We start from the raw sequence: 26162 nt of genomic DNA, 5'->3' as shown, positions 1-26162 counted from the left end.
TATGGCATTAGCAGATGGATTAGGAAAAAAGAAACAACTGATGGCAGTCAAGAAGGTAGAGTTTGGCATGTATCTTGGAAATAAGGACGAGCGTGTCCTGCTGCCCAAAAAAGAAGTGCCGAAAGGCCTGGAGATCGGGGATCCGGTGGAGGTTTTTCTTTACAAGGATTCTGCGGACAGGCTGATCGCCACTACCAGAGAGCCGAAGATAAAGCTGGGAGAAGTAAAGACACTTACAGTGGCGGACACCGGCAGGATCGGGGCGTTCCTGGACTGGGGTCTGCCCAAGGATCTTCTTCTTCCGTTTAAGGAACAGACTGGAAAAGTAGCAAAAGGAGACCAGGTGCTGGTATCTCTCTACATTGACAAATCCGGCCGGCTTTGTGCTACGATGAAGGTCTATGAGATGCTGCGGACAGACGCCCCCTATCAGAAGGATGACCAGGTGGAAGGGATCGTCTATGAGACCAGTGAACGGTTTGGCGTATTTGTGGCCGTGGATGACTGCTACAGTGCGCTGATCCCCCGGAGAGAAGCCTTTGGCGATCTGAAGGTGGGAACCCGCATCAAGGGCAGAGTGCTCCGGGTCAGGGAGGACGGCAAGCTGGACTTGAGCGTGCGGGAAAAGGCTTATCTTCAGATGGACGAGGATGCGAAGCAGATTTATGAAAGGATGCTGGAATATGGCGGAAGCCTGCCGTTTACGGACAAGGCGGATCCGGAGCTGATTAAAAAGGAGTTTGGCCTGAGCAAAAACGCATTTAAGCGGGCAGTGGGCCGTCTTCTGAAGGCCGGGAAGATACAAATTATGGAAAAAAGCATTGAAATCCTGGATAAATAGGATATAATGAAAAGCGTAAGGAAAGTATTGGAAAGGAGACCAATTCAGATGAAAGTGCAGAATATTACAGACATTGATAAGTTTTTTGAAGTAGTAGATTCCTGTAAAGGAAAGGTTGAGTTAGTAACAGGCGAAGGAGACAGACTGAACCTGAAGTCCAAGCTGTCCCAGTATGTATCTATGGCGAATATCTTCTCCGGCGGAGAGATCCCGGAGCTGGAGGTTGTAGCTTATGAGCCGGAGGATATTGATAAACTGGTAAAATATATGATGAACTGCTAGAGCCTGGACGCAAAAAGAATAAATGACTGCAATAAAAGATCTGCCGGAGAGAAGGAAGTTTTTCTTTTCCGGAGATCTTTTTTTTGATATAGTGAAAGAAGAATACGCAAAATAAAGAAAGCGGGCGGGAAATATGAGTTTTGTACATCTCCACGTCCATACGGAGTACAGCCTCCTGGACGGTTCCAATAAAATCAAAGAGTGTATTACAAGAGTAAAGGAACTTGGCATGGACAGCGTGGCCATCACGGATCACGGTGTCATGTACGGCGTCATTGACTTTTACCGGGCGGCGAAGGCGGCGGGGATCAAGCCGGTCCTGGGCTGCGAGGTCTATGTGGCGCCGGACAGCCGGTTTGAAAAAGAAGCCGGAGGCAGCAGTGATGACCGGTATTATCATCTGGTCCTGCTGGCGGAAAACGATCAGGGCTATCACAATCTGATGAAGATCGTCTCCCGCGGATTTACGGAAGGCTATTATTATAAACCCAGGGTAGACCTGGAGCTTTTAAAAGAATACCATGAGGGGCTCATCGCCTTAAGTGCATGCCTTGCGGGCGAGGTACAGAAAAATATCCTGCGGGGTATGTATGAAGAAGGAAAGGAAGCGGCCCTTCGGTATCAGGAGATCTTCGGGGAGGGAAATTTCTTTCTGGAGCTGCAGGATCACGGCATGAGTGAGCAGCGGCTGGTCAATCAGGCGCTCCTTCGGATGAGCCAGGAGACAGGCATCGAGCTGGTGGCTACCAACGATGTGCATTATACCTATGCAGAGGATGAGAAGCCTCATGATATCCTTTTGTGTCTTCAGACGGGAAAAAAGCTGCAGGATGAAGACAGGATGCGCTATGAGGGAGGCCAGTACTACATTAAGTCCGAGGCTGAAATGCGCGAGCTGTTTCCCTATGCCCTGCAGGCCCTTGAAAATACCCAGAGGATCGCAGACCGGTGTCAGGTAGAGATTGAGTTCGGGGTGACCAAGCTCCCGAAATATGACGTGCCGGAAGGATATACCTCTTGGGAATATCTGAATAAGCTTTGCTTTGAAGGTCTGGAAAAACGTTATCCGGATGGGGATGATTCCCTGAAGGAACGGTTAGAATATGAGTTATCCACCATTCGCTCCATGGGATATGTGGACTATTTCCTGATCGTATGGGACTTTATCAATTATGCCCGTACACAGGGAATCATGGTGGGGCCGGGACGGGGGTCGGCAGCGGGAAGCATCGTATCCTACTGCCTTGGCATCACCAGCATCGATCCGATCAAGTATCAGCTGCTGTTTGAGCGGTTCCTGAATCCGGAGCGTGTATCCATGCCCGATATCGACGTGGACTTCTGTTTCGAACGGCGCCAGGAGGTCATCGACTATGTGGTGAGAAAATACGGCGCGGACAGGGTGGTCCAGATTGTTACCTTTGGTACACTGGCGGCAAAAGGTGTGATCCGAGATGTGGGAAGAGTCATGGATCTGCCATATGGTTACGTGGACAGTATAGCCAAGATGATACCGGGAGAACTGAACATCACGCTGGACCGGGCGCTGACCATGAATCCGGAGCTGAAGAAGCTGTACCTGGAGGATGAACAGGTGCGGGAGCTGATCGACATGTCCAAGCGCCTGGAAGGGCTGCCAAGACATACATCCATGCATGCGGCGGGCGTGGTCATTGGCCAGAAGGCTATTGATGAGTTTGTTCCGCTGTCCCTTGGGTCTGACGGATCGGTGACTACCCAGTTTACCATGACTACGCTGGAAGAGCTGGGGCTTCTGAAGATGGATTTCCTGGGGCTTAGGACTCTGACGGTGATCCAGGATGCCGAGAAGCTGGCGAGCAAAAGTGCTGGGAAAGAAATAGATGTAGAGAAGATTGATTATGATGATAAAGAGGTGCTGGCATCTATCGGAACAGGAAAGACAGACGGCGTGTTCCAGCTGGAAAGCTCCGGAATGAAAAGCTTTATGAAGGAGCTTAAGCCTCAGAGCCTGGAGGATATTATCGCCGGGATTTCTCTGTACCGGCCGGGCCCGATGGATTTTATCCCTAAATACATCAAGGGGAAGAATCATCCGGAGCTGATCACCTATGACTGCCCTCAGCTGGAGCATATCCTGGCGCCTACTTACGGCTGTATCGTCTACCAGGAGCAGGTTATGCAGATCGTGCGTGATCTGGCCGGATACACGCTGGGGCGAAGCGATCTTTTGAGGCGTGCCATGTCCAAAAAGAAGGGCGATGTAATGCAGAAAGAGCGGCACAACTTCGTCTATGGAAATCCGGAGGAGAGCGTGCCCGGCTGTATCGCAAACGGCATTGATGAGAAGACGGCCAACCAGATTTATGATGAGATGATTGATTTTGCAAAATATGCGTTTAATAAATCTCACGCCGCGGCCTATGCGGTGGTGGCCTATCAGACTGCATGGCTGAAATATTATTATCCGGTGGAGTTTATGGCGGCTTTGATGACGTCTGTTATCGATAACTCAGGAAAGGTGTCAGAATATATTTATACCTGCCGCCAGATGGGAATCGAGATCCTGCCCCCGGACATCAATAAGGGTGTGGGAAACTTCTCTGTAGACGGAGGAAAGATCCGCTATGGCCTGGCGGCGATCAAGAGTATCGGGCGCCCGGTGATCCAGTCCATTATTGAGGAGAGGGAAAGAGGCGGAGAATTTAAGAACCTGAAGGATTTTATCGAGCGGCTTTCCGGAAAAGAGGTCAACAAGCGGACCATAGAAAGCTTTATCAAGTCCGGGGCCTTTGACAGTCTGGGAGGGACCAGAAAGCAGTTTATGGTCATCTATCTGCAGGTGCTGGATCAGGTCAGCCAGGAAAAGAAATATTCCATGACAGGGCAGATGTCTCTGTTTGATATTGTATCCGACGACCAGAAGGCAGAGTTTGATATTCAGCTTCCTAACGTGGGAGAATATGAGAAGGAGACGAAATTTGCCTTCGAAAAGGAGGTGCTGGGGGTCTATCTAAGCGGCCATCCTCTGGAGGAGTATGAGGAAAAGTGGAAGAAAAACATTTCCAGGACTACCCTGGACTTCCAGCTGGATGAAGAGACGGGAAGGACAAAGGTCCATGACGGAGCCAGAGAAACGGTGGGGGGCATGATCACTGCCAGGACCATTAAGTATACGAAGAATAATAAGGTAATGGCCTTCCTCACCCTGGAGGATCTGGCGGGAAGTGTGGAGGTCATCGTATTCCCCAGAGATTATGAAAAGAACCAGCAGTATCTGAACGAGGAGAGCAAGGTATTTATCCGGGGCCGGGTATCTGAAGAGGATGACGCGGCCAGCAAGCTGATCTGTGAGACGGTGATTCCTTTTGAACAGACACGCAAAGAACTGTGGCTCCAGTATCCGGACAAGGAGACGTATCTTGGCCAGGAGCAGAAGCTTTTTGAGATGCTGGCGGACTCGGACGGCGAGGATACGGTAGTCATTTACTGTAAAAAGGAGAAGGCAGTCAAGAAGCTTCCAAGGGGCAGAAGCGTGGCTGCGGATAAAGTCCTATTGAGCAGGTTGACGAATTATCTGGGAGAAACTTGTGTAAAACTGATAGAAAAACCCATTGAAAACACCCCTTAATTACGGTAAAATGGTGCTCGGAAGAGGTAGTAATTATTAGAATGAATACAATGGAGGAATTATCATGGCAGACAAAATAATTCGAACAATAGGTGTTCTGACCAGCGGAGGAGACGCTCCCGGAATGAATGCTGCAATCCGTGCAGTTGTCAGAACCGGTTTAGGAAAAGGATTAAAAGTAAGAGGTATTCGGAAAGGCTACCAGGGACTGTTGAATGAAGAAATCATTGACCTTTCTGCAAGAGATGTGTCCGATACGATCCAGCGCGGAGGAACCATTCTTCAGACAGCGCGCTGCGAGGAGATGCGTACAGAAGAAGGACAGCAGAAGGCTGCAGCGATTTGTAAGAAATATGGAATTGACGGGCTTGTTGTTATCGGCGGAGACGGATCTTTTGCCGGAGCACAGAAGCTGGCAAACCTGGGTGTAAATACAGTAGGTATTCCGGGAACCATCGATCTGGATATTGCCTGTACAGAATATACGATTGGATTTGACACCGCGGTAAATACGGCGATGGAAGCTATTGACAAGGTGCGTGATACTTCTACGTCTCATGAGAGATGTTCTATCATCGAGGTTATGGGAAGAGATGCCGGATATCTGGCATTGTGGTGCGGAATTGCCAACGGAGCAGAGCGTATCCTGATGCCTGAGGAGCACGACTATGACGAGGCGGCTATTGTTGCCGATATTCAGGAATGCAGAAAGCGCGGAAAGAAGAACTATATCATTATTAATGCAGAGGGAATCGGAGATTCCATTAATATGGCAAAACGTATTGAGGAAGCTACCGGTATGGAGACCCGTGCCACCATTATCGGACACATGCAGCGTGGAGGAAGCCCGACCTGTAAGGACCGTGTTTACGCATCCATTATGGGAGCAATGGCGGTAGATCTTCTGGTAGCAGGAAAGAGCAACCGTGTAGTTGGCTACAAACATGGACAGTATGTGGACTTTGACATCGACGAGGCGCTGGGTATGAAGAAGGGAATTCCGCAGTACCAGTATGATGTGGCAAAGGCTCTGGCACTTTAGGATAGTGTGCGCTTAGATTCGAAAAGGCAGAAGGCAGATTTTAAGTTTTGGGCTTAAGATCTGATCTGCCTTTTTTGGTGTACCCGGATTAATGGGAATTTGACTTGAATTTCCGCCATGCAGCGTTTACAATGTTGTAATACGAAGACAAAGATAAAGGAGACGAAAGTGATCGTGGGAATGGAAGAAAAAAAGCACGCGCCGGTGGGGGTCTTTGACTCGGGAGTCGGAGGACTTACAGTGGCAAGGGAGATTATGCGCCAGCTGCCCGGCGAGAATGTGGTATATTTCGGAGACACGGCGAGAGTGCCCTACGGGAGCAAGTCAAAAAATAATATCATCAGATATTCAAGACAGATCATCCGCTTTTTGCGTACAAAGGATGTAAAAGCTATTGTGATCGCCTGTAATACGGCTAGTGCCCTGGCGCTGGAGACTGTGCAGCAGGAAACGGATATTCCGGTTATTGGTGTGATCGAGCCGGGAGCAAGGGCTGCCGTCAGGGAGACCAGGAATGGATGCATCGGAGTGGCAGGGACGGAGGCCACCATCCGGAGCGAGACCTATACCAAGGTGATAAAGCGGCTCCGTCCGGATGCGCAGGTGATCGGGAAAGCATGTCCGCTGTTCGTGCCTTTGGTGGAGGAAGGCTTCGCCAAACATCATATCACGGAGGAGGTCATCGACATCTATCTCTCCCAGATGAAAGAGACGGACATTGATACCATGATCCTTGGCTGTACCCATTATCCGCTTTTGCGTTCCCGGATCATCCGGTACTTTGGGGAAAAGGTCCACATCGTGAATCCTGCTTACGAGACTGCAATGGATTTAAAAGCAGTCCTGGAAGAAAAGGGACTCCTTAATGATTCTGAAAAGACAGGGGAATACAGTTTTTATGTCAGTGACGCGGCGGAAAAGTTTACAGAGTTTGCGGGATCGATCCTGCCTTATGATGTGGCCGCCACCAGACAGATCAATATAGAGGAATATTAGGTGAAGTTATGACGAAAGATATATTGCTGAGTATATCCGGGCTGCACTATGACATGACCGGAATCCCGGACGAGCCCGGAGCGGAAGAGGAAAATGGTCCGATTGAGGTGATCACTCCGGCGTCATATTATTATAAGAATGGAAAGCATTACATTGTCTACGATGAGGTGCTGGAAGGGATGCCGGGAACCATCAAGACGAAGATCCGCATTACAGACAGCCAGATGGTAGAGATCATGAAATCCGGGCTGGCCAACACCCATATGACATTTGAGAAGGATAAGATCCACATGACACAGTATGAAACCCCTTACGGGGAGCTGCTGGTAGGGATTCACACCAGGAGTCTCAGGCTGGAGGAATCCGAAGACAGGATTGATGTGAATATTATCTATGAATTGGATGTCAATGGTGAAAAAGTGGCGGACTGCAATATAGCTATGCAGGTGAAAAGCCACGGGAAGACGGAATAAGAGATAAAATAAAAAAACACGGCAGGACTTCCATCTGTTCCTGCCGTGTTTTTTTAAGCGTCAAACATGGGCCATTCTGTCATGGTAAATCGTTTACGGTACTCTTTAGGTGTCATTCCATAGGTGGTTTTGAAAAGCCGATGGAAATGACTGGAGTTTTCATATCCGATATCCAGGATGATGGATTCAATGGGATCCTTTGTTTCGGTCAACAGATAGGCAGCCTGCAGGAGACGACGTTTCTGCAGATACTGGGTAAATGTATAAGGAAAGTATCGTTTCATGAGACGGCTGATATAATAATCAGGTTTGCCCTGCCGTTCACAGAAATCCGCAAGACTGGCAGTCTGGTACTCTGTTTCGATATAACGAAGCGCATCCAGTACGATTTTCTCTTCATAAGAAGAGGGGGATCCTACCGTGATCTTGTAGGTCCGGCCTGACAGGTCCAGAAGCAGCACCCCCATAGTGGCCTGCAGGATCTGCCGGCTGTTTCTGCGCCTTTTCAGCAGGATTCTGGTCATATTTTCCAGGAGGTTTTTTGCTTCGGGCATATCCTGCAGATGAAAATGCAAAAATTCAAATTCTGTTTTGTCGTTCTCGGAGACCTGTAGGATAAATCGGCGAAGAAGCGTGTCTTCCCGGAGCATACTCAGAGGATACTGCAGGAAAGCAGGGAGAATGGCAAAGCTGACGGAGATATCATGATATCCGGCCGCGCTGACGGAATGAGAAGTTCCCTGTGGAAGAAAGAGGAGCTCGTCTTCTTTGAGGGTCAGCTCAGAGCGTGTATTGATAATATGAGTAGTGGAGCCGCTGCACATATAGATCAGCTCCAGATAATTGTGGCTGTGATCCGGCAGGGGAACAAATCTTGGCTGCTTTAAGATGTCGATCATAGTCATGGGGGCCATGACAGTGCCGGAGTCGAAGACGGTACTGTTTTCGCCCTTTACAAAATAAGAAAGCACAGGTTTCTCGTGTCTGAGAATCTGTTCTTCCTGTGCATTTACTTTTTCAAGATATTCTAATAGATCTTTATTCAAATGTCTCACATCCCTTTTTCTGTTAGGCGACGGGTTCTGATTCCACTATAACACATTTTTTCAGATTTTGTTCTGTTTTTCGACAAAAAAGACAGAATTTTTTGAGGGTGAGGATTGATGGCAAAAAAAGACGGGTTTTCTGCAATCATCGGTCTAACCTTTTAGAAGGGATGTTTGTATAATAATGGTAGAAAGGAGAGAAAACCGATGATCAAAGTTCCTGTAAATTTTCAGCGTACAGAAGATGCCGTTGAATTTGTAAAAATCGTGAATCAGTATCCGTTTCAGATGGATCTGATCAGCGGCAATCACATCGTGGATGCAAAATCGTTACTTGGCACCATTGAAATCAGTAAAGCAGACAGATTATCCCTCCGGATTTATTCGACGCCTTCTCCGTCAACAGAACAGCTGCTGGCGGAGGTACAGGATTATCTGTAACCCCTTTTCTTTATATAAAACCTGGCAGCGGCCGTCAGCGGAGTCCTTTCGGACTTTGCGGCGGCCGCTGCTCATGCGGGCAGGAGAAGGAAGAAAACGGAAAGGTATTATGCATGAGGCACAAATATGATACAATAGAATCGTTGTGGGTACGGAGAACAGAAAAAACTGCAGCCGCAGAACAAAGAATAGTTCAGGGAAGAAGGGAATAGATTGACAACAGGGAAGACATCTGAAGGAAGAAAGCAGCTGGGATTCCGGATATTTTTTTATGTGGCTGGTCTTCTGATCCTGGCACTGGGGCTTACGTTGAATACGAAAGCGGGCCTGGGGGTTTCGGCGATCATATCGGTTTCATACAGCCTGTCGGTGGTCATGGGGAAGAATTTCGGAGATATGACGTTTGTGATTTACGGGGTTTTTGTGCTAATAGAGATCATACTCCATATGGTCAGGATCAGCAGATATGAAAGCATGGAGGGGCAGGCACTGAAAAATGCAGGGCGGACAGACCGGCGCCTGGTTCTTTTGATGGATGTCCTGCAGCTCCCGCTGAGTCTTGTTTTTACAAGGTTCCTGAATGTATTTTCGGACTATATTCCACAGTTTGGAGAAGGGGAGAATACGCCGGGGAGCTATGTCCTGCGGCTCCTTGTGCTGATCGTTGCAATTATTCTGACGGGGATCGGGGCAGCCATGTCCTTGAATATGCGTATCATCCCAAATCCGGGAGATGGGATTGTACAGGCGATTGCAGATTGTGCACACAAAAGTGTGGGATTTACCAAGAATTGTTTTGACCTTTTGAATATTACCATCAGTACGCTGGTAGGGCTTTTGCTGGCCGGAGGACTGGTTGGCGTCGGCATCGGGACGGTGCTGGCGGTGATTGGCGTCGGACGGTCCATTGCAGTTTTTAATCATTTTACTTATGAGAAGATGGCGGAGCTTTCCGGGGTACAGGAGGCATAGGGACAGGGATAAGGAAGTGGTTACGTGAGAAGGAAAGCATCTGAAATACCGTCCAGAGAGCTGAACATAGGAGGGATTTCTGTAACTCTGGAGTATCGGAAGGTAAAAAATATCAATCTTTATATCAAGCCGCCCGATGGAAGAGTGTTGGTGACGGCGCCTCCGCTGGCAGATGTTTCCAGCATCCGGAAATTTCTGGAAAGCAAGGAAGCGTGGATCCGGAAAAATCAGGAGAAAGTACGCAAGGCTTTTTCGGATGTCAGCAGAGGAGAAGGTGCGGGGAAGGGAAAGGGAGCCGGACGGAGGATATCCCCGGAAGAGCAGGAAATATTGCTTGCAAGAGTTCTTTTCTATGCGCGCCGGTGGGAACCGGTACTGAAGGTTCACGCAAAGAAATGGATCCTGCGGGAGATGAAAACCCGGTGGGGAAGCTGTACGGTGGATACCGGAAGGATCAGGATCAATACAAGGCTTGCCCTGTATCCGGAGGAATGTCTGGAGTATGTAGTAGTTCATGAGCTGTGTCATCTGCTGGAGCCTGGACATGGTCCCGGGTTCTGGGCGTATGTAGAAGCGTGCCTGCCGGACTGGAGGGAGAGAAGGCGCATCCTCAGAGAAGAGGGTGGAAAGTGACTCTGGGATGTGAGCAGAATACCAGAATATTAAGGATACGAAAATGCGGCGTGTATTTACACGCCGCATTTTTTTATTCTAGAGATTGTGATGGAAATACAAAGATTCGGGGTACAAATACTTGTTTTGTATTTCGATTACAATATATCACAGAGAATAACCTTTGGAAATATTTTTTTGGTACAGAGATTTGCAAAATAATTGTGCTTCGAGCACAAAAATGGTATTCTAAATAGAAAGGAGGGCGGAAAATGGCAGTAGAATTACAGTATTTGTATCATGAAATCCGGCCAGAGTACGAGGTGAAGCTTCATACAAAGTCCTGTTTTGACCGGAAGATCAGTTGGGTTCATATGGTGGAAGGAAGCGAACATGCAAAATTTTTGTACGGGGATGAACTGGTATTTAATTCGGGACTGAATTACAACTCCGAGGAATGGCTGGAGGAATTTCTGAGGGCTATGGACCGGGCGGGAGCTGGCGGTGTGATCCTGGCACTGGAGGAGGGGAAGGTATTTCCGCAGAAGGTGATCGACTGGTGTAATGAGCGAAGATTCCCGCTGTTTTCCGCATCAGGAAATACGCCGTATATTGATATTATGCGCAAATTTTCAGAGATCCTGCTGAAAAATGAACAGAGGGAGACAAACCTGATCGCGGCGCTGAAGAATGCCATATTTTATCCGGATAATGAAGAGCTTTATCTGAACCATCTGGAGCGGAACGGGTTTTCCAGGGACAGTTCCTATACGGTGATCATCATAAGCTGCCACACTTACGATACGGAAAAAGGGAACGAGCTTCTGGAAGCGATTCAGAGAACCCTGCATTTCCGTCTGAAGAGAACCATCGTGTACGAAGAGGAGGGAAGACTGATCGTTCTGGCGGCCGGTTACCGGGGAGAATGGCTGCAGAAGGAATTTTATGAGCTGTGCCGGGAGGATCCGAATCTTTATATTGGTGCGGGAACCACGGTAAATCGTCTGAAAGATATTCACCGCTCCTATGAAAATGCGTATACAGCCTATCAGCTTACAAAGACCACCATCCCCAAAAATTTTCTGGTGTACGATGAACTGGGGATTTATAAGATTCTTACTGACATTAAGGATCCGGGGATTTACCCGGATTTTGTCGAGGAGGTACTGGGGAAGCTGGTTGCATATGACAAAGAGCAGGGAACAGACTACATGAAAATTCTAAGAGCCTATTTTGAGAATGACTGCAGCACGATCTGTACCGCAAAGGCACTGTACTGTCATAAAAACACATTGACATATAAACTGAACACCATCAAGGAAGTATTGGGGTACGATATTTTGAATAATGAAAACCGGGTACGGATTTTGGTGGCGTTTTATATCCTTCAATTGGGGACGGGGGATTTTTAAAAATCCCCCGTCCCCAATTGAAGTTTTCCACGATTTTTGGGAAAGTGTGTGGATAACTATGGGGATAATTGTGATATAATGGTTGCATAAATGCAGAGATTCAATAGGTGATAACCTGTTTGGGAAAAGGAGGACAGACATATGAATGAAAATCGGGTAAAGAGGAACCGGCTGCTGGGAGATCGGGTGATCAGAGGACTGGAATCCCGGAATATGGAAGGGTATTATGCAGAGACAAAGGAGGAGGCGCTGAAGAAGGCGCTGGAATTAATTCCGGAGGGCAGCAGTCTTTCCTGGGGAGGATCGATGACGATAGCGGAAATCGGTCTGAAGGAGGCGGTATGTTCAGGAAATTACAAAGTTTATAATCGGGATGCGGCGAAAAATCCGGAGGAAAAAAGAGCGGCAGAGCTTGCGGCCTATGACTGTGACTTTTTCCTGACCAGCGCCAATGCGGTTACAGAAGACGGAGAGATGATCAATGTGGATGGCTTTGCAAACCGGGTGTCTGCAATTGCGGCGGGGCCCAGGACGGTATTGGTGATCGCGGGGATGAATAAGGTGGTCAAAAGCCTGGAAGATGCGTATTCCAGAGCAAGAAATGAGGCGGCTCCCATCAACACGCAAAGATTTGGCCTGGATACGCCCTGCTCAAAGAATGGAATGTGTTACGACTGCAAATCGCCGGACACTATCTGCTGCCAGATCCTGATCACGAGATTTTCAAAGATCAAGGGCAGGATCAAGGTTATCCTGGTAGATGAGGCGCTGGGGTTCTGATGATGAGCGGTTTTGTAAGAACGGAAATCAAACAATTTATGGACTGCTTTCTCCCTGTGCCTGTGACCGGGCAGCTGACCGGGGACTGCTGGGGTGCGGAACATGTCCTTCCAAGAGACCAGGATAACGGGCTGGAAGATAAAGTGCTGGAGGATCCTGCCATAACCGGAAAGGTGAATTATACATATTGGGACGGCACTATCCTGTATGATAAGGACGGCTGTGGCAAATATCATATGTTCGCCAGCCGCTGGGATGAGGCGGACGGTTTTGAAAAGGTCAATGGAACAGGAGGGTGGAGCGGCTCCCTGGCGGTCGAGGCGGTAAGTGATCACCTGTATGGGCCGTATGATCAGAAAGATCTGTATCATCCTAAGACCGGACGGTGTTTATGAGCTGCTGAACAGAGACGGTCTCATCGCCCTGTGCGAGGGGAGTATTCTGGATACATTTCACCTGAGACATGAAAATATCTGGCCGGAAATAAAAGGTCTGCCAACGGAGAACATGGAGGATCCGGTACTTTGGTACAGCGGCGGGCTGTACCACTGCGTGGTGAACCAGTGGAGCGCCAGAACCGCCTTTTATATCATTTCGGAAAATGGAGTGGACGGCTGGAAGCTGGCGGATGGCATCGCCTACAGCCCTCTCCGTGATTTTATCAGATACGAGGATTCAGATGTGGTCAATAGATGGAATAAAATAGAGCGTCCCGGGGTATATTTAGAAGAGGGGGTTGTGAAGGCTATGACCTTTTCGGTACTGGATCTTCCAAAGGAGGAAGATAAAGGAAATGACGGCCATGCCAGTAAAGTGATCGTTGTTCCTTTCGACGGGGAATCCCTGAACAGGTTCGCCAGAGAACAGTATTACGGAAAACAGAATCAAAAAGTATAAGAATCTTTTCATTGACGAAAGAGATGGAGTTTGCTATAATATGAGTGTTCCGCAGGAAGCGGAACACCGCGGCGCAGTAGCCAAGTGGTAAGGCATGGGTCTGCAACACCAGCCTCACACCATTTGATAAGTGCCAATATATTGACAACTATATAGCAAAATCCTTCAATGATGGCGCAGTAGCCAAGCGGTAAGGCATGGGTCTGCAACACCCTGATGCACCGGTTCAAATCCGGTCTGCGCCTCTCAAAAAGCCCGGAAAATCAAGGTTTTTCGGGTTCTTTTTTTGTTTTATGACGCTTAAAAAAATAAGGTGGCAGATTTTTTAGACCAACGAAAAAATTTTTAATGTTTACCTTGTTCGTTCTAATTTCAATTAAAAAGTTTCAAATTTGTAATCGCTAGAAACCGCTTAAAATCGAATAAAATCGTTTCATAAGGTGGTTCATAAGGTGGACACTATGCGATTGCATCGACCAATGCCATTTTCTTTTGCGTGTCAGTATGGAAGTAAGTTTTTAAAATTACTTCATAACTGTCTCCCAGCAATTCGGCAGCATCTTTTAGTTCCCCCATGTTTGTTGTGTTGCGGACGATATTAGTTGCAAATGTATGTCTTAAGGCATGTAAAGAGTATTCCTGTATACCAGCCCGACGACATATTTTTATCAGTGTATTCCGCAAATTCTGTAGTGTTGGACTGAGATGATTCTGGGTTGTAAGAATCAGATCGCTATCAAAATAATTTGTGTCATACAAATCCAGCATACATTGCAGACAGAAGTCTGCTTTCTTGTTTAACGGGACAATCCTTTCACTATTGGGGTATTTTGGAGCTGTCAAAACAAGTTTCGTTTTTGCTGTTGTTCCTTTGTCACGATTTTTTACACGGTTCAATGTCCGATCAATTTTGACACAGCGACGTTTATCCCGCCATAGAATTTTTGTCCTTCCCAGACCTAGAAGTTCGCCGCCTCTAAGACCTGTGTGCAAAAGAAATACAATAGCAGGTCCATAGCGGTATAGGAACTGTTCATTCCGATTCGGACTTGGCATCATTGCGATTTCCTCAATAATGGGGATATCTTTAGCGTCAATGATTTGAATTTCCTTTGTTTCCACTATCAGTGAATTTTCGGTAGGCATAATGACGGACTTCATGATGGAATAATTCTGCGGAAGTTCGCCCGTATCTTTCGCGTGTCTAATCAATGCAGACCAAAAGAGATAGATTTTCTTTAGGGATGAATAGCTTAATTCTTCTTTCTTTGCATTGATTGTCTGGGTTATATCATCTGCAGTCAGGTTCGTGAAAGATTTTTTTGCTGCGTCGGTATCTCGTATATGTGTATTATAGGTTCTTTCCAGGCGATCCAAGCTACTTTGTTTATAGTTGCCAGCCTCTACACATAGGAGTTTGCGGAAAAGATATTTCTGAGCATAGTCGCAGACTTTGATATTAGTGGTGATTGCGTCTTGAATCGCAATCTTTACCTTCCATTCATCCAGCAGCTTTTTTGCTTCTCCTTTGGTGGGTGCGTTAAATTCTTTATCCGGCAGCCCTTTTTTTCGATACCGGGCTGTCCAACCTCCTCTCTTATTCTTAAAAATGGATCCATCACCCTTGGATCGTCGTTTTTGCTGTGTACCTTTCGTAGTTGTTGCCATGATTTACTCCTTTCAGAGCCAAAATCGTGCCAACTAAGGTATGGGTCTATTGTAATATAGATCTATATCTGTGGCAATCCTTTGGCGTATCCTAAAAATACAATTCTTTTCCGATATTTTTCTTTAGGAAGTTTTGTATGGATGAAGGAGATGTGAAATACTGTCTTCCGATTTTTGTTACCGGCAGGATTCCGCTGTCAAGCATTTCTCTGGTCTTTGTTTTTCCGACTCCAAGCATCTGTGAGATCTCCAGCACAGAATAAGCCTTGAAATCATCGGGGTTTATTTGTTTATTCAAAAAAACACCTCACTCTTATGTAAGATTCAAAAGAGCTGCCGCCGGTTCAGTTCCTATGCCTTTCTTAAAGCCACGTATCAGGGCTGGCTATGCCAGGATTAAGCTGCAGGCACGCAAAATGCTATACTATCTACAGCGCCTCTATGACCACCGGGGCAGATGTGAAGTTGTCAAGGAACTAAATATTCAGAGATAATCTCTTTGTAATAAAGAATCTGTAAGATGTTTTTTTATGGAAAAAATAATGGCTATACTCATACAGAAATTTCGACATCACATTCTATATTTCTGTGTTATACTACATGTTGTAGAATTTATACTATATATAAAAAATAGAGGTGAAAATAATGCTCAATCCAGATCTTCCCATAATGAAATCCGAAGATGATATGCTGAATAGGAGAACTTTTGCAGAAATGCTTGCTCAGGTTTTGATAAAAGATCCTATATCATCTTATTCGTTTGTCTTAGGACTTTATGGGAAATGGGGAAGTGGAAAAACCTCGCTGCTTAATATGGTGTTTGAAAATATAGAGAAAATTGATAACAAAACAATAGTTTTCAGATTTAATCCATGGTTATGTTCCGACCCCAAACAGCTTATTGTTCAATTTTTTAAGCAAATGGGAACTATACTGAAAATGCAGGGAAGTAATTTCGATAAGCTTTGTAGACTTATAGATGGCTATGCGGAACTTATTGAAGCCGTAAACATAATTCCATATGTGGGTAGCGCAATGGCGGCGGTAGGAAAGTTGTTGTCTAAAAAGGCTAGAAAACACAATGAGGAACGTGGTGATTTACAAAATATTAAAAATCAGATTGCAAATAAACTAAGAGAAGAAAATATTAAAATTATAGTTTCGATTGACGATATCGATAGGCTTTCAAATGAGGAAATCATTGCTGCTTTTCAGTTGGTTAAATCGTTAGGAGATTTTCCTAATACAGTTTATGTTCTTGCTTTTGATTACGAGGTCGTAGTTAAAGCGTTAGAGGAAATTCAGCATGGTGATGGTAAAGAATATTTGGAAAAGGTTATTCAGGTTCCTTTTGAAATACCTGCTCCAATCATGACGGATTTTCATAATGCGCTTTTCTCAAAGCTTAATGCGATATTAGGGGATATTCCAGATGAAAAATGGGATACAGCTATATGGTCCAACCTGTTTCAATTTGGAATTAAAGAATATGTACAATCTATCCGCGATGTTATTCGATATTCGAATGTGTTTTCTTTAAAATACAAATTACTACAGGATGAAACAGATCCTGTTGATTTACTTGGTCTTACATGTTTACAGGTATTTGAACCAATGCTTTATTCAAAACTTCCCTATTATAAAGAAAACTTATGTGGTAATAACCTGAGATATTCATATGAATCACAGAAACAAGATGAAGAAAAAGTGAAGCAAACTATAGAGATGCTTGTTCCTGGGGATGGAACAATTTCAAACGTAGATGCTGCTAAGAATATTCTTGGAATATTGTTCCCCAGAACTAGAGTCGTTGTTAATTCTTTTTACGGTATAGGGAGACACTATGTAGATAAAAGTTTTATTATTAATAACAATATTGCGGCTCTTGAGTGTTTTGATAGATATTTTTCTTTAAGGCTAGAAGATGCTGCAATTCCGACGTCTATTGTAGAAAATCTGATTTATCATTGCAAAGAAGAAGAATTGAAAGAAGGTGTTTTGAAATTATACAAAGAAGGGAAAATTGAACGTCTTTTGGATGAAATACAGGCTCATGCGGTCAAAAAGAGTAATAGCACTATAACATCGGAAAGAGCAATATTACTAATTCGGTGTCTTTCGCAACAGTGGAGTTCATTTAAAGTGGATGATACAGGGATGTTTTCTGTACCATTTGCTTGGAGATACCTAAATTGTGTCGATCTGTTATTAGATGTAATTAATCCAGATGTTCGGTTTTTATTTATTGAATCAATTTTTGAGGATGAAGAAGTAGATGCCTCTACTCTTGCTTTATTACTTCGTGACTTCGAAACGAAATGTGGTCGTTTTACTGAAAGGACCCCGAGTGAATCAAAACAGATATGTTCTCGTGAAGAAGTTGAAAAATTAGAAAATATTTTTAAAAGGCGTGCACTAGAAGCTATAGAATCAGGGAGCGCCTTACGTAAAGAAAGGGGACTAAATTTCTTGTCTTTATTACAACAGTTAGACCCTGAATTGTTTGAAAGTAAGAAAAAACTGCTTATTACGCAAGATATCTCATTGGTAAAAATTATTTCTTATTCAATAGAACATGGAACGCAAGCAAGTTTTACAGTTAGAAGAATATGGGAATTGAATAAAAAAAGATTTGAAGAATTTATTGATATAGAAGAAGCATATCCGCGTATTAAAGACTTTGTCTTGACAAAACAGTTTTTAGAACTTCAAGCTTCTGATCAGATGGATGTAGTGGCGTTTTTGCTTTCGGTTGAAAATAAAACAGAAGATAGTGCGGAAAATGAGATTTATGAGGAAGAAATTAAAAAGGAGCTAAGTAAATTAATCGAAGATAATCCATGGAGTAAATAAAATCGAGGTGATTTTCAATAACACTGAAAAACGTAAACATTCACATTTTTTTAAGTAAGATTATGATGAACACTATTGAATAATACAAAATACAGTATTAGATAAGTTGACGCACACTATATATTGTGTTAATATACAATTGTATTATTCATTATGTGTACCCCAAGAAAGAGGGGGAAGTTTTGGGATAGATATGAATCCCAAACGATAAAGGTGGCGGTAGTTTTGCCATCCAGCATAAGTTGTTTATGATTGTAAGTAGTGCCATAGACTGCTCAAAAGGCGGACTATGGCATTTTTTGTTGGCAGATGTGCCACACCGAAAGAATGGAGAGAACGATAGCGTTATTCCATTCTTTTTTTATTGTCAGAAACGGCTTTTGAGCCGTTGATGAATAAATTAATTTAAGAAAGGTGGAAAGCAACATGGGAGACAAAAATGTAATTGCAGACAGGTACTTTACCAGTTTTGCAAGACAGGGAGACATGATGACGTTTTTACGCCGTAGAAGTCAGAACAGAGAGTGGCTGAGGAGGCCTACAAATGAATTGGAGCTGGTTCCAATGGAGGATGAAAGGGTTCAGGTAGCATACAAGGGCTTACCTGCGTATGATGAAGTTTTAGCGGATACGAGAAAAAACACAAAGTTGATGCTAAAAGTACCGGATTCCACTTATCCAGGAGAGTTCCTTCCAGTCAGGGATTGTGCTATGCATACCATTTTATCGCGTGCAGGTATTAGGGGTGATGGACTGAAGAGAGTCGGACATGAGAAATATGCAGAAATCATTAATGCCTGCTTGAAGTGTACCAAAGGATTGGCATTGATCAAACTGTCAGATGGAAAAGTGTCTGCGGTACATGGCGGGGATGAAACGGAATATAAGATTCTGGATATAGAAGAACTATTCCAGGAGACGATCTTCTATCTTCATTCTCAGTATCCGGGAGTGCATTACGTGGAAAGTTCTGGAACCTATGATCACTCTTCCGTATCTGCAATCTGGGAATTATCCGGGAATCCGGAGCTGATACAGGATTATCAAAATGCTTTAGATACGTATGGGATTAAACGGAGAGTCTATGCGCCGGCCCTGCAGCTTTCTACATCTGACGTGGCTGCAAAAAGTGTTACCATCCATCAGATGTTATTGTGTGATAACGGGCCGCAGGGAATCAACCTGGGATATCCAATCCGGCTTCCCCATGCAGGAAATGCGGATATAGGGAAGTTCCGGGAACAGTTGAAACAGATCTATCCGCGTTATCAAAAGGCGATTCTATCTATGCAGAAATTATTGGAGATTCCAATTGAGCATCCGGTAAACACGATGATTGGAATCATCAATAGATATCAGCTTGGGAAGAAAATCGGAAGCAACGCGGTCGAGCTTTTTGTGGCTCAGAATGGGGAGGGTCCAACCAATGCCCATGAAATTTATTACGGACTGAATGAACTGCTCTTTTTTGCCGCTTGCCGGGGAAAAGACAATACACAGCTTTTGAAACTGGAAGAAAAATTGATGCGTGTCATCCAGTGTGACTGGAGCGAATTTGATGTATCCGGAACGGTTGCGTGGAAATAAGGAGGATGTATATGTTGAATTTAAGCTACGAACCAAACATTATAAAGAGCACAGAAAATATGACAAGGGAGGAATGGCTGAATGACCGGCGGCGCGGAATCGGAGGCAGTGAAGCGTCTATCGTCATGGGGGTATCACCTTGGGCAACCAAGAGAGATCTTTATTACGATAAGATTGGCAAGAATCCAATCAAGATCGATCCAGAAGAAGACAACTGGGTGGCAAAGCAGGTCGGAAATCGATTAGAGGAACTGGTTGCCATGATCTTTGCAAGGAAAACGGGATTGGAAGTATATGAGGACAAGAATATGTACAGCCATCCCTTTTATCCTTTTATGATTGCGGACCTGGATTTTGTGATTGTTTTTCCAGATGGAACAAAAGGGATTCTGGAATGTAAGACCTGCAATTATAACAGTCAGTTCAAGTGGAAGGACAATCAGGTTCCGATTAACTATGAGTGGCAGTGCCGGCATTATATGGCGATAAAGAATTGTGATGTCGCCTACATAGCCTGCTTGTACGGGAATAACGATTCAGAGTTCTTTATCCGCAGGATTGACAGAGATTATGAGCTGGAAGAACAGCTAATCCAGGAGGAAAAGAATTTCTGGATAGACCAGGTGGAAGCAAGAAATGAGCCGCCTTACGAAGAAAGGCCGGACCTTGTGCTGGAGAGTATCCGCCGTTATGCGGGGACCCCGGATAAAACGCTTCCGCCGATCAATCTGGATGAAGCGGATAAAGCCCTGATTGAACGGTATCTTCAGTTGGCGGAAAGAAAATCCCGTCTGGATGCAATGAGGAAAAAGATTGAACAGGAACAAAAAAGCTTGAGCATCCCCTTTGTGGAGAAAATGGGGAAGAATTGTTCGGCGGTTCTGTTATCTGGAAACGACAGATACAGAATTACTTATAATCCAACCAGCAGAAAGACGGTGAATAAAGAAAATATCGTAAAATTGGAAAATTTGTATCCGGAGGCGTATGCGGATGTAGTGTCTGAATCCGTCAGCCGCACTTTCCGGGTAAAAAAGGAGGCAGCTTAATGGAACAAGGAGTACGAGCATATATCTGCTCCCCTTTGTCTGCAGAAACGGATCTGGAAGTAGAAAAGAACATGCAATATGCAAGAGCGTGCATGAAGGAAATCCGGAACGTGTTTGGCTATCAGACCTATGCACCGCATGCGTATCTGCCGGAACTGCTAGATGACCATGATCCAGAGGAAAGGGCTCTTGCCCTTTCTTTCGCAATAGAATTGTTGACAATCTGTCAGGTGCTTATCATATGCGGGACGCGGATCAGCAAGGGAATGGAAGCGGAAATTAAAAAGGCGTTTCAAGAGCATATTGCTGTTTTCCGTTATCTTCCAGGAGAGAAGCATATTCTGGTCGCTATTAATGATTGGAGGCAATTAAATGAAATGCAGGTATCAGTCGAAAATTTATCAGAGTGAGGAGGGTGGCTATACGATAGCCACTTATTGGACTGCGGATCCGTCTCTTCCAAGCGAGGCACAGAAAAAGCCTGCAGGCAACGGATATATCATTACAGCAGTAGGCAATGACCTCCCGTTGACGAAAAACCTGACTTATGAGATGACAGGACACTGGGTCAACCATCCCAAATATGGGACACAGTTTTTGGTGGAAACACACATGGAAGTGGTAAAGCGGACCAAGGAAGGTATCATAGGTTATTTGTCATCCGGCGTGATCCGGGGAATTGGGGAAAAGACTGCACAGGCAATCTTTGACCGTTTTGGGCTGGAGACGCTGGAGATTATGGAACAGAATCCGGAGAAGTTGCTGGCGATCCGAGGAATTACAGAAAAGAAATTGGAGGAGATCAAGGAGTCCTACGGAAGGAACCAGACATTTCGGGAACTTATGACTTTTTTGGCGCCTTTTCAAGTTACACCGAAAAAAATAAAGAAGATTCTTTTGGAATTTGGTTCCAATGCAACGGAGATTATCCGGCGGCGGCCCTATCAACTCTGTGCGGTCAAAGGCTTTGGATTCCTTACGGTCGACGAGATTGCACGGAAATTAAACGGTGCTTTGGATGATCCAATCCGCATAGCGGGATGTATTTCCCATTTGCTGCAGGAGGCATCCGGTCAAGGGGATTTGTTTATGTACCAGCAGGTGCTATTTACACAGGCCTTGGAACTTCTGAATCGGGGACTTTCATATCAGGCGGTTACAGAACGGCAGATACAAAGTGTTCTGTACCGTTTATCATTGCAGCAGGATATTGTTGTGGAAGGCAGTCGGATTTATGGATACGGATTCTATCAAATGGAGCGAAAGACTGCAAAAATGTTAGTCGATCATCTGCTGGATGCTGTTCCTGTCTACAATGTGGAGCAGGAACTAAAAGAGGCACAGCAGGTCCTTGGGATTCAGTTGTCAACTGCCCAGGCCAAAGCAGTCCGGATGGCGTTTGCCCATCCAGTCGCCATCATTACCGGCGGCCCTGGAACCGGAAAGACCACGGTACTGAAGGTCATCCTGTATATTTACAAAAAACTTTGCAGCGATCCAGTGTGCCTGATGGCACCTACGGGGCGTGCGGCGAGAAGGATGGCGGAAAGCACCGGCCAGACAGAGGCCTCTACGATGCATACAGCCCTTGGCTTAACCGGCGCCGATGAGTGTGCGGAAGATTTTGAATATCTGGAAGCAGGCTTCGTATGCGTGGATGAGTTTTCCATGGTGGATATGCGGCTTGTTTTTGAGTTCTTCCGGCATCTGGTGAAAGGCGTGCGGATCCTGTGTACCGGAGATGCAGACCAGCTCCCTAGTGTGGGACCAGGTGAGGTATTTCGTGAGCTGATTGATTGCGGGCTAATCCCGGTGACGGTGCTGGATCTGGTCTATCGGCAGGCTGAGCATATCCGAATTTATGAAAACGCACAACGGATTAAGAACAACAGTGGAGCACTCGTGGAAGGAGAGGATTTCCAGATCTTGGACTGCCATGGCTCGGAAGAGGCAGCAAGCCTGGTGGAGAAAGTTTTCCGGCAGGAGCTGCAGGGAAGAACCGTGGAGGATGTCCAGGTATTGACACCCTATCGGAAACGTGGTGCGGCCAGTGTCAATGAATTGAATCAAGTGCTTCGCGAAGTTGTGAATCCGTCAGATAGCCAGAGGCGGACGATGACCGTAGCTGGAAAAAAATTTCGGGAAGGAGATAAGATTCTTCAGACAAAAAACCGGAATGAGGTAAGCAACGGGGACAGCGGGAAAATTTTAAAATTTTACAAGGACGAAGAAGGCGAGAAAAAGGCGAAGCTTCTATTCTCTGAGAATCGGGAACTGATTTATTCCTCAGAGCAGATGGAGGAAGTAGAACTTTCTTATGCCACGACCGTCCATAAATCGCAGGGGTCTGAGTATCCCATAGTGATTCTTCCCTGGCTCAAAGGGTTTTATACCATGCTGAAACGTCCAATCTTATATACGGCAGTTACCAGGGCAAAGGAAAAATTGATCATTATCGGAGAACGACCGGCCATCTACCAGGCAATCCGGGCAGATAATCGTGGAAAAAGAAATACCCTGCTGGCAAAGCGGATTGTGGAAGAATACCGCTTGGCGACTGGAGCTGGGCAGAAAGCTAAGTATGAGCAATTAGAACTGGCAATTTAATTTCCAGAAAACAGAGGAAGAGCGGATTCTATTTCATGAGAGATGGTCTGCTCTTCTGTGTGAAAGGAGAAGTGACAAGATGAGTGAACCATTATTTAACCGCTCAAAGGCGGTCGCTGATTTAAACCGAGTGGATGGATTTGATCCGATGGAACTTGCGCGGCTCATCCAAAACGATGGGCAGGAACCACAGCTCTATCTGGACGTAAAGTTCAGAAAACTTTGGTTTCGGCTCTGTAATCCAAGAGGAAAGATTTCAAAGAAAATTTTATCTCTTCAGGAGAATATGGCAGTCGTGGAAGCAAAAATCTATCTGGATAAAGACGATCCAGAGGAAGGATATATTGCTTCTGCGCTGTCTCAGAAATTCCGGACCGATGACCCTCAGTTTGGAAATAAATTTTTAGAGACGGCTGAGACCGCCGCAACGGGCCGCGCCTTGGCCGACGCAGGTTATGGAATTCAATTCGTGGAAAGCGAGGAAAACGACCCAAATCAAGTGGACGCTGGCATCCCACTGCCACAAGGATATCCAGGGAATGGCCAGGCAGTGCCTATGCCCAATATGCCCGGAACAATGCCCTATGCGAATGGCGCAGGAAATCCTGGATTAGAGGCAAGGGGAAACAGCCAGAGAGAACCGAATATGCCGATGCTTGATCCGAGAGCATCCGTAGCAGAATTGCTGCGCAGCTTGAATTTTGAACAGGCGAAGGCGGTTGTGATTCCTGGAAACGGTGTCAACAGCGGTAAGACGATGGGACAGCTTGCGATAGAGAACCCAGCTTCTCTGGAATGGTATATCAAGAGCTATAAAGGACCTAATAATCTACTGCGTGCGGCGGCACAAGTTCTGCTTCAGCAAGCGGCATAAAAGGAGTAGTTTATATGCGGCTCCCCGGCCTGGAGCCGCAGAAAGGGAGGGTTATGAGACACCCGATTGAAGATTTCCCTTTCCGCATTGGTGATGTTCAGAGGTTGATGGGACTTCAACCGGTACGGATTCATTCGGGAAACAGTGATTTTAACTGTATTTTCTGCGGCGGCAAAGGGAAGATGAATATCAATTATGTGAAAAATGTATACGGATGCGTGAAGTGTGGCGCTGGCGGAGGGATGGTAGATCTGTATGCCAGTTACTACCATCTGACAGCAAAAGAGGCATATGACGAGATCTGTCAGAAGCTGAGTTTTGAGGAATCTGTGGAACGTGCGAAAGTGCCGGGATCAGAAGACGCAAACAGTGTTGTTCCAGAAAGCATCAGAGCTTCCGAAGAGGAAATCCATCATACCTATTCCGTGCTGCTCTCACACTTAACTCTTTCACAAAAACACAGGGAGGATCTGCTTGCCCGTGGATTGACAGAGGAGCAGATCAAGAGAGAAGGGTATCGAAGCACGCCGGTTTTTGGAGTCAAAAAGCTGGCCGGTACATTGCAGGAAATGAAATGTGTAGTGGAAGGAGTACCTGGATTTTATCAGGATAAAAACGGTGAGTGGACGATCAATTTCCATAGGAGAAATTCTGGGTTTTTGATTCCGGTCAGAACCTTTGATGGGAAGATACAAGGGATGCAGATCCGCACGGATCATGTGGTCGATGACCGGAAATACGTTTGGTTTTCCAGTGGCGGCAGAAGGAAGGGGACTTCGTCGGGAAGCCCACTTCATATGATCGGAAGGCCGGCCCCCGAAGTGTATGTGACAGAAGGGCCTCTGAAGGGAACGATCGCACATTATCTGACGGGGAAAACCTTTCTATGTGTTGCGGGCGTCATGCAGTATAAGAAACTGCCGGAGGCTTTGGAGGCATTGAAGCAGCAAGGCCTGGTCTGTGTAAATGAAGCCTATGATATGGATAAGTTGATCCGCTGCGCAGTAGTTCCAGAAGCCTGCCGCACCTGTAAGAATCAAGCGGAATGTGAATCCTATAAAGGATATCGTTCCCTCCCCGGACAAATTCGCATACAGGTATCAGAGATCCGGTGCCAACGTCTGAAAGTAAAAAGGGACAATATTCAAAGAGGCTGTATGCAGCTTTACCGGATCTGTAATGAGCTCTCCCTGCCCTGTCATCGAATGGTATGGAGCCTGGATGAGAAAGGGGAGTGGAATGGGACAGAAAAAGGGATTGATGATTATTATGCTGCGTTAAGAGAAGAAAGGAGCGGTTTATGGAACGACTGAAAAAAAAGGCTGCGCTGATCCTGATGGTGGTTGCGGCCGGTATTCTTATCTTGGTAGTCATGCAGCTGTTGGAAGCTTACCAGAACTACCAAGACAGCCAGGACACTTATAATGAGATGAAGGAAGAGTTTGTGGATCATCCGCAACTTCCGGAGGAGGAACGGACAAGCGAGAATGGATACCAGTTCTTGCAGATTGATTTTGCTGGATTGAAAGCCGCCAACCCGGATGTGATCGGATGGATTGATATTCCCGGAGTGGGAATCAGCTATCCGGTTCTCCAAAAAGAAGATAATGCGTATTATCTTTCCCATCTGGCATCTGGTGCCTATGGAACGGGCGGAAGTGTTTTCATGGATTGCCAGAACCACCCGGATCTGTCGGATCAGAATACGATTATCTATGGTCATAACATGCGGGATGACAGTATGTTTGGAAAGCTGGACGGATATCTGGAAAGATCTACGTATGAGAGTCAGCCGTATTTTTATCTTTATCTGCCGGATAAAGTGTTTATCTATCGCATTTTATCTGCATATGAGGGATATACCGATAGCGTGGCCTATACCTATCTGTTTTCCAAAGAGGAAGAATTTAAGTCATTCCTTGATGAAATGCTGAGAAATTCCGTGTATGATACGGGAACCCAGGTGGGGCCGGAAGATCGGATCGTGACGCTGTCTACCTGTACCAACACCAGCAGATACAAACGGTTTTTGGTGCATGGGGTCCTGGAACAGGAACAAGTCAATCCATAAAAGAGGAAAGGAAATGAGTCGGTATGGGTAACCCCATACGGGCTTTTCT

24 protein-coding genes and 1 tRNA gene are annotated in these 26162 nt (G+C 45.7%); 22 read left to right on the top strand and 3 right to left on the bottom strand.

Annotation, left to right across the window (positions count from 1 at the left end; all coding sequences use genetic code 11):
• Position 1 precedes the first annotated feature (1 nt).
• From BKD12_RS12060 to BKD12_RS12035, 6 genes are all read left to right on the top strand, one after another.
• The gene (locus BKD12_RS12060) at positions 2 to 841 is read left to right on the top strand and encodes a CvfB family protein (protein ID WP_070089591.1); all 840 of its coding nucleotides are present in this window, start codon (positions 2 to 4) and stop codon (positions 839 to 841) included.
• A gap of 48 nt (positions 842 to 889) precedes the next feature.
• Positions 890 to 1123, top strand: coding sequence for a polya polymerase (locus BKD12_RS12055; protein WP_070089590.1), 234 nt, complete (start codon positions 890 to 892; stop codon positions 1121 to 1123).
• A gap of 133 nt (positions 1124 to 1256) precedes the next feature.
• Positions 1257 to 4733: a DNA polymerase III subunit alpha gene (locus tag BKD12_RS12050; protein ID WP_070089589.1), complete on the top strand. Its 3477-nt coding sequence runs from the start codon at positions 1257 to 1259 to the stop codon at positions 4731 to 4733.
• A 64-nt stretch (positions 4734 to 4797) separates the two neighbouring features.
• Complete coding sequence (gene pfkA, locus BKD12_RS12045) at positions 4798 to 5775, top strand: 6-phosphofructokinase (protein ID WP_070089588.1); 978 nt, start codon at positions 4798 to 4800, stop codon at positions 5773 to 5775.
• 180 nt (positions 5776 to 5955) lie between these two features.
• The gene (gene murI / locus BKD12_RS12040) at positions 5956 to 6771 is read left to right on the top strand and encodes a glutamate racemase (protein ID WP_176730966.1); all 816 of its coding nucleotides are present in this window, start codon (positions 5956 to 5958) and stop codon (positions 6769 to 6771) included.
• An 8-nt stretch (positions 6772 to 6779) separates the two neighbouring features.
• Positions 6780 to 7244 carry a YwiB family protein gene (locus tag BKD12_RS12035; protein WP_070089587.1) on the top strand — a complete coding sequence of 155 codons (465 nt, stop codon included), beginning with the start codon at positions 6780 to 6782 and terminating at the stop codon, positions 7242 to 7244.
• Between the two features lie 53 nt (positions 7245 to 7297).
• Here the strand turns inward: BKD12_RS12035 and BKD12_RS12030 are convergent, their stop codons facing one another.
• Positions 7298 to 8290: an AraC family transcriptional regulator gene (locus BKD12_RS12030; protein WP_070089586.1), complete on the bottom strand. Its 993-nt coding sequence runs from the start codon at positions 8288 to 8290 to the stop codon at positions 7298 to 7300.
• 207 nt (positions 8291 to 8497) lie between these two features.
• Between BKD12_RS12030 and BKD12_RS12025 the strand changes: the two genes are divergently transcribed.
• The 8 genes from BKD12_RS12025 (at position 8498) to BKD12_RS11990 (ending at position 13649) form a co-directional block, all read left to right on the top strand.
• Complete coding sequence (locus tag BKD12_RS12025; protein WP_070089585.1) at positions 8498 to 8731, top strand: HPr family phosphocarrier protein; 234 nt, start codon at positions 8498 to 8500, stop codon at positions 8729 to 8731.
• Positions 8732 to 8944: 213 nt separating this feature from the next.
• Positions 8945 to 9703: a DUF6198 family protein gene (locus tag BKD12_RS12020; RefSeq protein WP_083262948.1), complete on the top strand. Its 759-nt coding sequence runs from the start codon at positions 8945 to 8947 to the stop codon at positions 9701 to 9703.
• A gap of 24 nt (positions 9704 to 9727) precedes the next feature.
• Positions 9728 to 10336: a M48 family metallopeptidase gene (locus tag BKD12_RS12015; RefSeq protein ID WP_242872768.1), complete on the top strand. Its 609-nt coding sequence runs from the start codon at positions 9728 to 9730 to the stop codon at positions 10334 to 10336.
• Positions 10337 to 10587: 251 nt separating this feature from the next.
• Entirely contained in the window at positions 10588 to 11727 is a 1140-nt protein-coding gene (locus BKD12_RS12010; protein WP_070089584.1) for a PucR family transcriptional regulator, read from the top strand.
• A 141-nt stretch (positions 11728 to 11868) separates the two neighbouring features.
• Positions 11869 to 12507 carry a lactate utilization protein gene (locus BKD12_RS12005; RefSeq protein WP_070089583.1) on the top strand — a complete coding sequence of 213 codons (639 nt, stop codon included), beginning with the start codon at positions 11869 to 11871 and terminating at the stop codon, positions 12505 to 12507.
• Positions 12507 to 12902 (top strand): glycoside hydrolase family protein, encoded by a 396-nt coding sequence (locus BKD12_RS12000; RefSeq protein ID WP_070089582.1) that lies wholly within the window; start codon positions 12507 to 12509, stop codon positions 12900 to 12902. Before BKD12_RS12005 ends, BKD12_RS12000 begins: the two co-directional genes overlap by 1 nt.
• Positions 12856 to 13404, top strand: a complete 549-nt coding sequence (locus BKD12_RS11995) for a glycoside hydrolase family protein (RefSeq protein ID WP_070089581.1) — start codon at positions 12856 to 12858, stop codon at positions 13402 to 13404. The genes BKD12_RS12000 and BKD12_RS11995 overlap by 47 nt, the downstream gene beginning before the upstream one ends.
• Positions 13405 to 13577: 173 nt before the next feature.
• Positions 13578 to 13649: transfer RNA gene (locus tag BKD12_RS11990), tRNA-Cys, on the top strand.
• 214 nt (positions 13650 to 13863) lie between these two features.
• On the opposite strand, the gene BKD12_RS11985 is transcribed toward BKD12_RS11990, so the two are convergent.
• Positions 13864 to 15072: a tyrosine-type recombinase/integrase gene (locus tag BKD12_RS11985; RefSeq protein ID WP_070089580.1), complete on the bottom strand. Its 1209-nt coding sequence runs from the start codon at positions 15070 to 15072 to the stop codon at positions 13864 to 13866.
• A gap of 91 nt (positions 15073 to 15163) precedes the next feature.
• A complete protein-coding gene (locus BKD12_RS16535; protein ID WP_094078758.1) occupies positions 15164 to 15370 on the bottom strand; it encodes a helix-turn-helix domain-containing protein in 207 nt (68 codons plus the stop codon).
• A 371-nt stretch (positions 15371 to 15741) separates the two neighbouring features.
• Between BKD12_RS16535 and BKD12_RS11980 the strand changes: the two genes are divergently transcribed.
• The 8 genes from BKD12_RS11980 (at position 15742) to srtB (ending at position 26113) form a co-directional block, all read left to right on the top strand.
• Entirely contained in the window at positions 15742 to 17925 is a 2184-nt protein-coding gene (locus tag BKD12_RS11980; protein ID WP_242872767.1) for a KAP family P-loop NTPase fold protein, read from the top strand.
• A 426-nt stretch (positions 17926 to 18351) separates the two neighbouring features.
• Entirely contained in the window at positions 18352 to 19512 is a 1161-nt protein-coding gene (locus BKD12_RS11975) for a hypothetical protein (protein ID WP_070089578.1), read from the top strand.
• Positions 19513 to 19523: 11 nt separating this feature from the next.
• The gene (locus BKD12_RS11970; RefSeq protein WP_242872766.1) at positions 19524 to 20561 is read left to right on the top strand and encodes a YqaJ viral recombinase family nuclease; all 1038 of its coding nucleotides are present in this window, start codon (positions 19524 to 19526) and stop codon (positions 20559 to 20561) included.
• Positions 20561 to 20971 (top strand): DUF7768 domain-containing protein, encoded by a 411-nt coding sequence (locus BKD12_RS11965; protein ID WP_070089577.1) that lies wholly within the window; start codon positions 20561 to 20563, stop codon positions 20969 to 20971. Before BKD12_RS11970 ends, BKD12_RS11965 begins: the two co-directional genes overlap by 1 nt.
• Entirely contained in the window at positions 20934 to 23168 is a 2235-nt protein-coding gene (gene recD2, locus BKD12_RS11960; RefSeq protein ID WP_070089576.1) for an SF1B family DNA helicase RecD2, read from the top strand. The genes BKD12_RS11965 and recD2 overlap by 38 nt, the downstream gene beginning before the upstream one ends.
• A gap of 79 nt (positions 23169 to 23247) precedes the next feature.
• The gene (locus BKD12_RS11955) at positions 23248 to 24042 is read left to right on the top strand and encodes a hypothetical protein (protein ID WP_070089575.1); all 795 of its coding nucleotides are present in this window, start codon (positions 23248 to 23250) and stop codon (positions 24040 to 24042) included.
• A 53-nt stretch (positions 24043 to 24095) separates the two neighbouring features.
• The gene (locus BKD12_RS11950; RefSeq protein ID WP_083262952.1) at positions 24096 to 25355 is read left to right on the top strand and encodes a hypothetical protein; all 1260 of its coding nucleotides are present in this window, start codon (positions 24096 to 24098) and stop codon (positions 25353 to 25355) included.
• Positions 25343 to 26113, top strand: a complete 771-nt coding sequence (gene srtB, locus BKD12_RS11945) for a class B sortase (RefSeq protein WP_094078757.1) — start codon at positions 25343 to 25345, stop codon at positions 26111 to 26113. The genes BKD12_RS11950 and srtB overlap by 13 nt, the downstream gene beginning before the upstream one ends.
• Positions 26114 to 26162 lie beyond the last annotated feature (49 nt).

Source organism: Merdimonas faecis (assembly GCF_001754075.1).
GTDB lineage: Bacteria > Bacillota > Clostridia > Lachnospirales > Lachnospiraceae > Merdimonas > Merdimonas faecis.
This window is presented reverse-complemented; position numbering and strand designations above follow the sequence as displayed.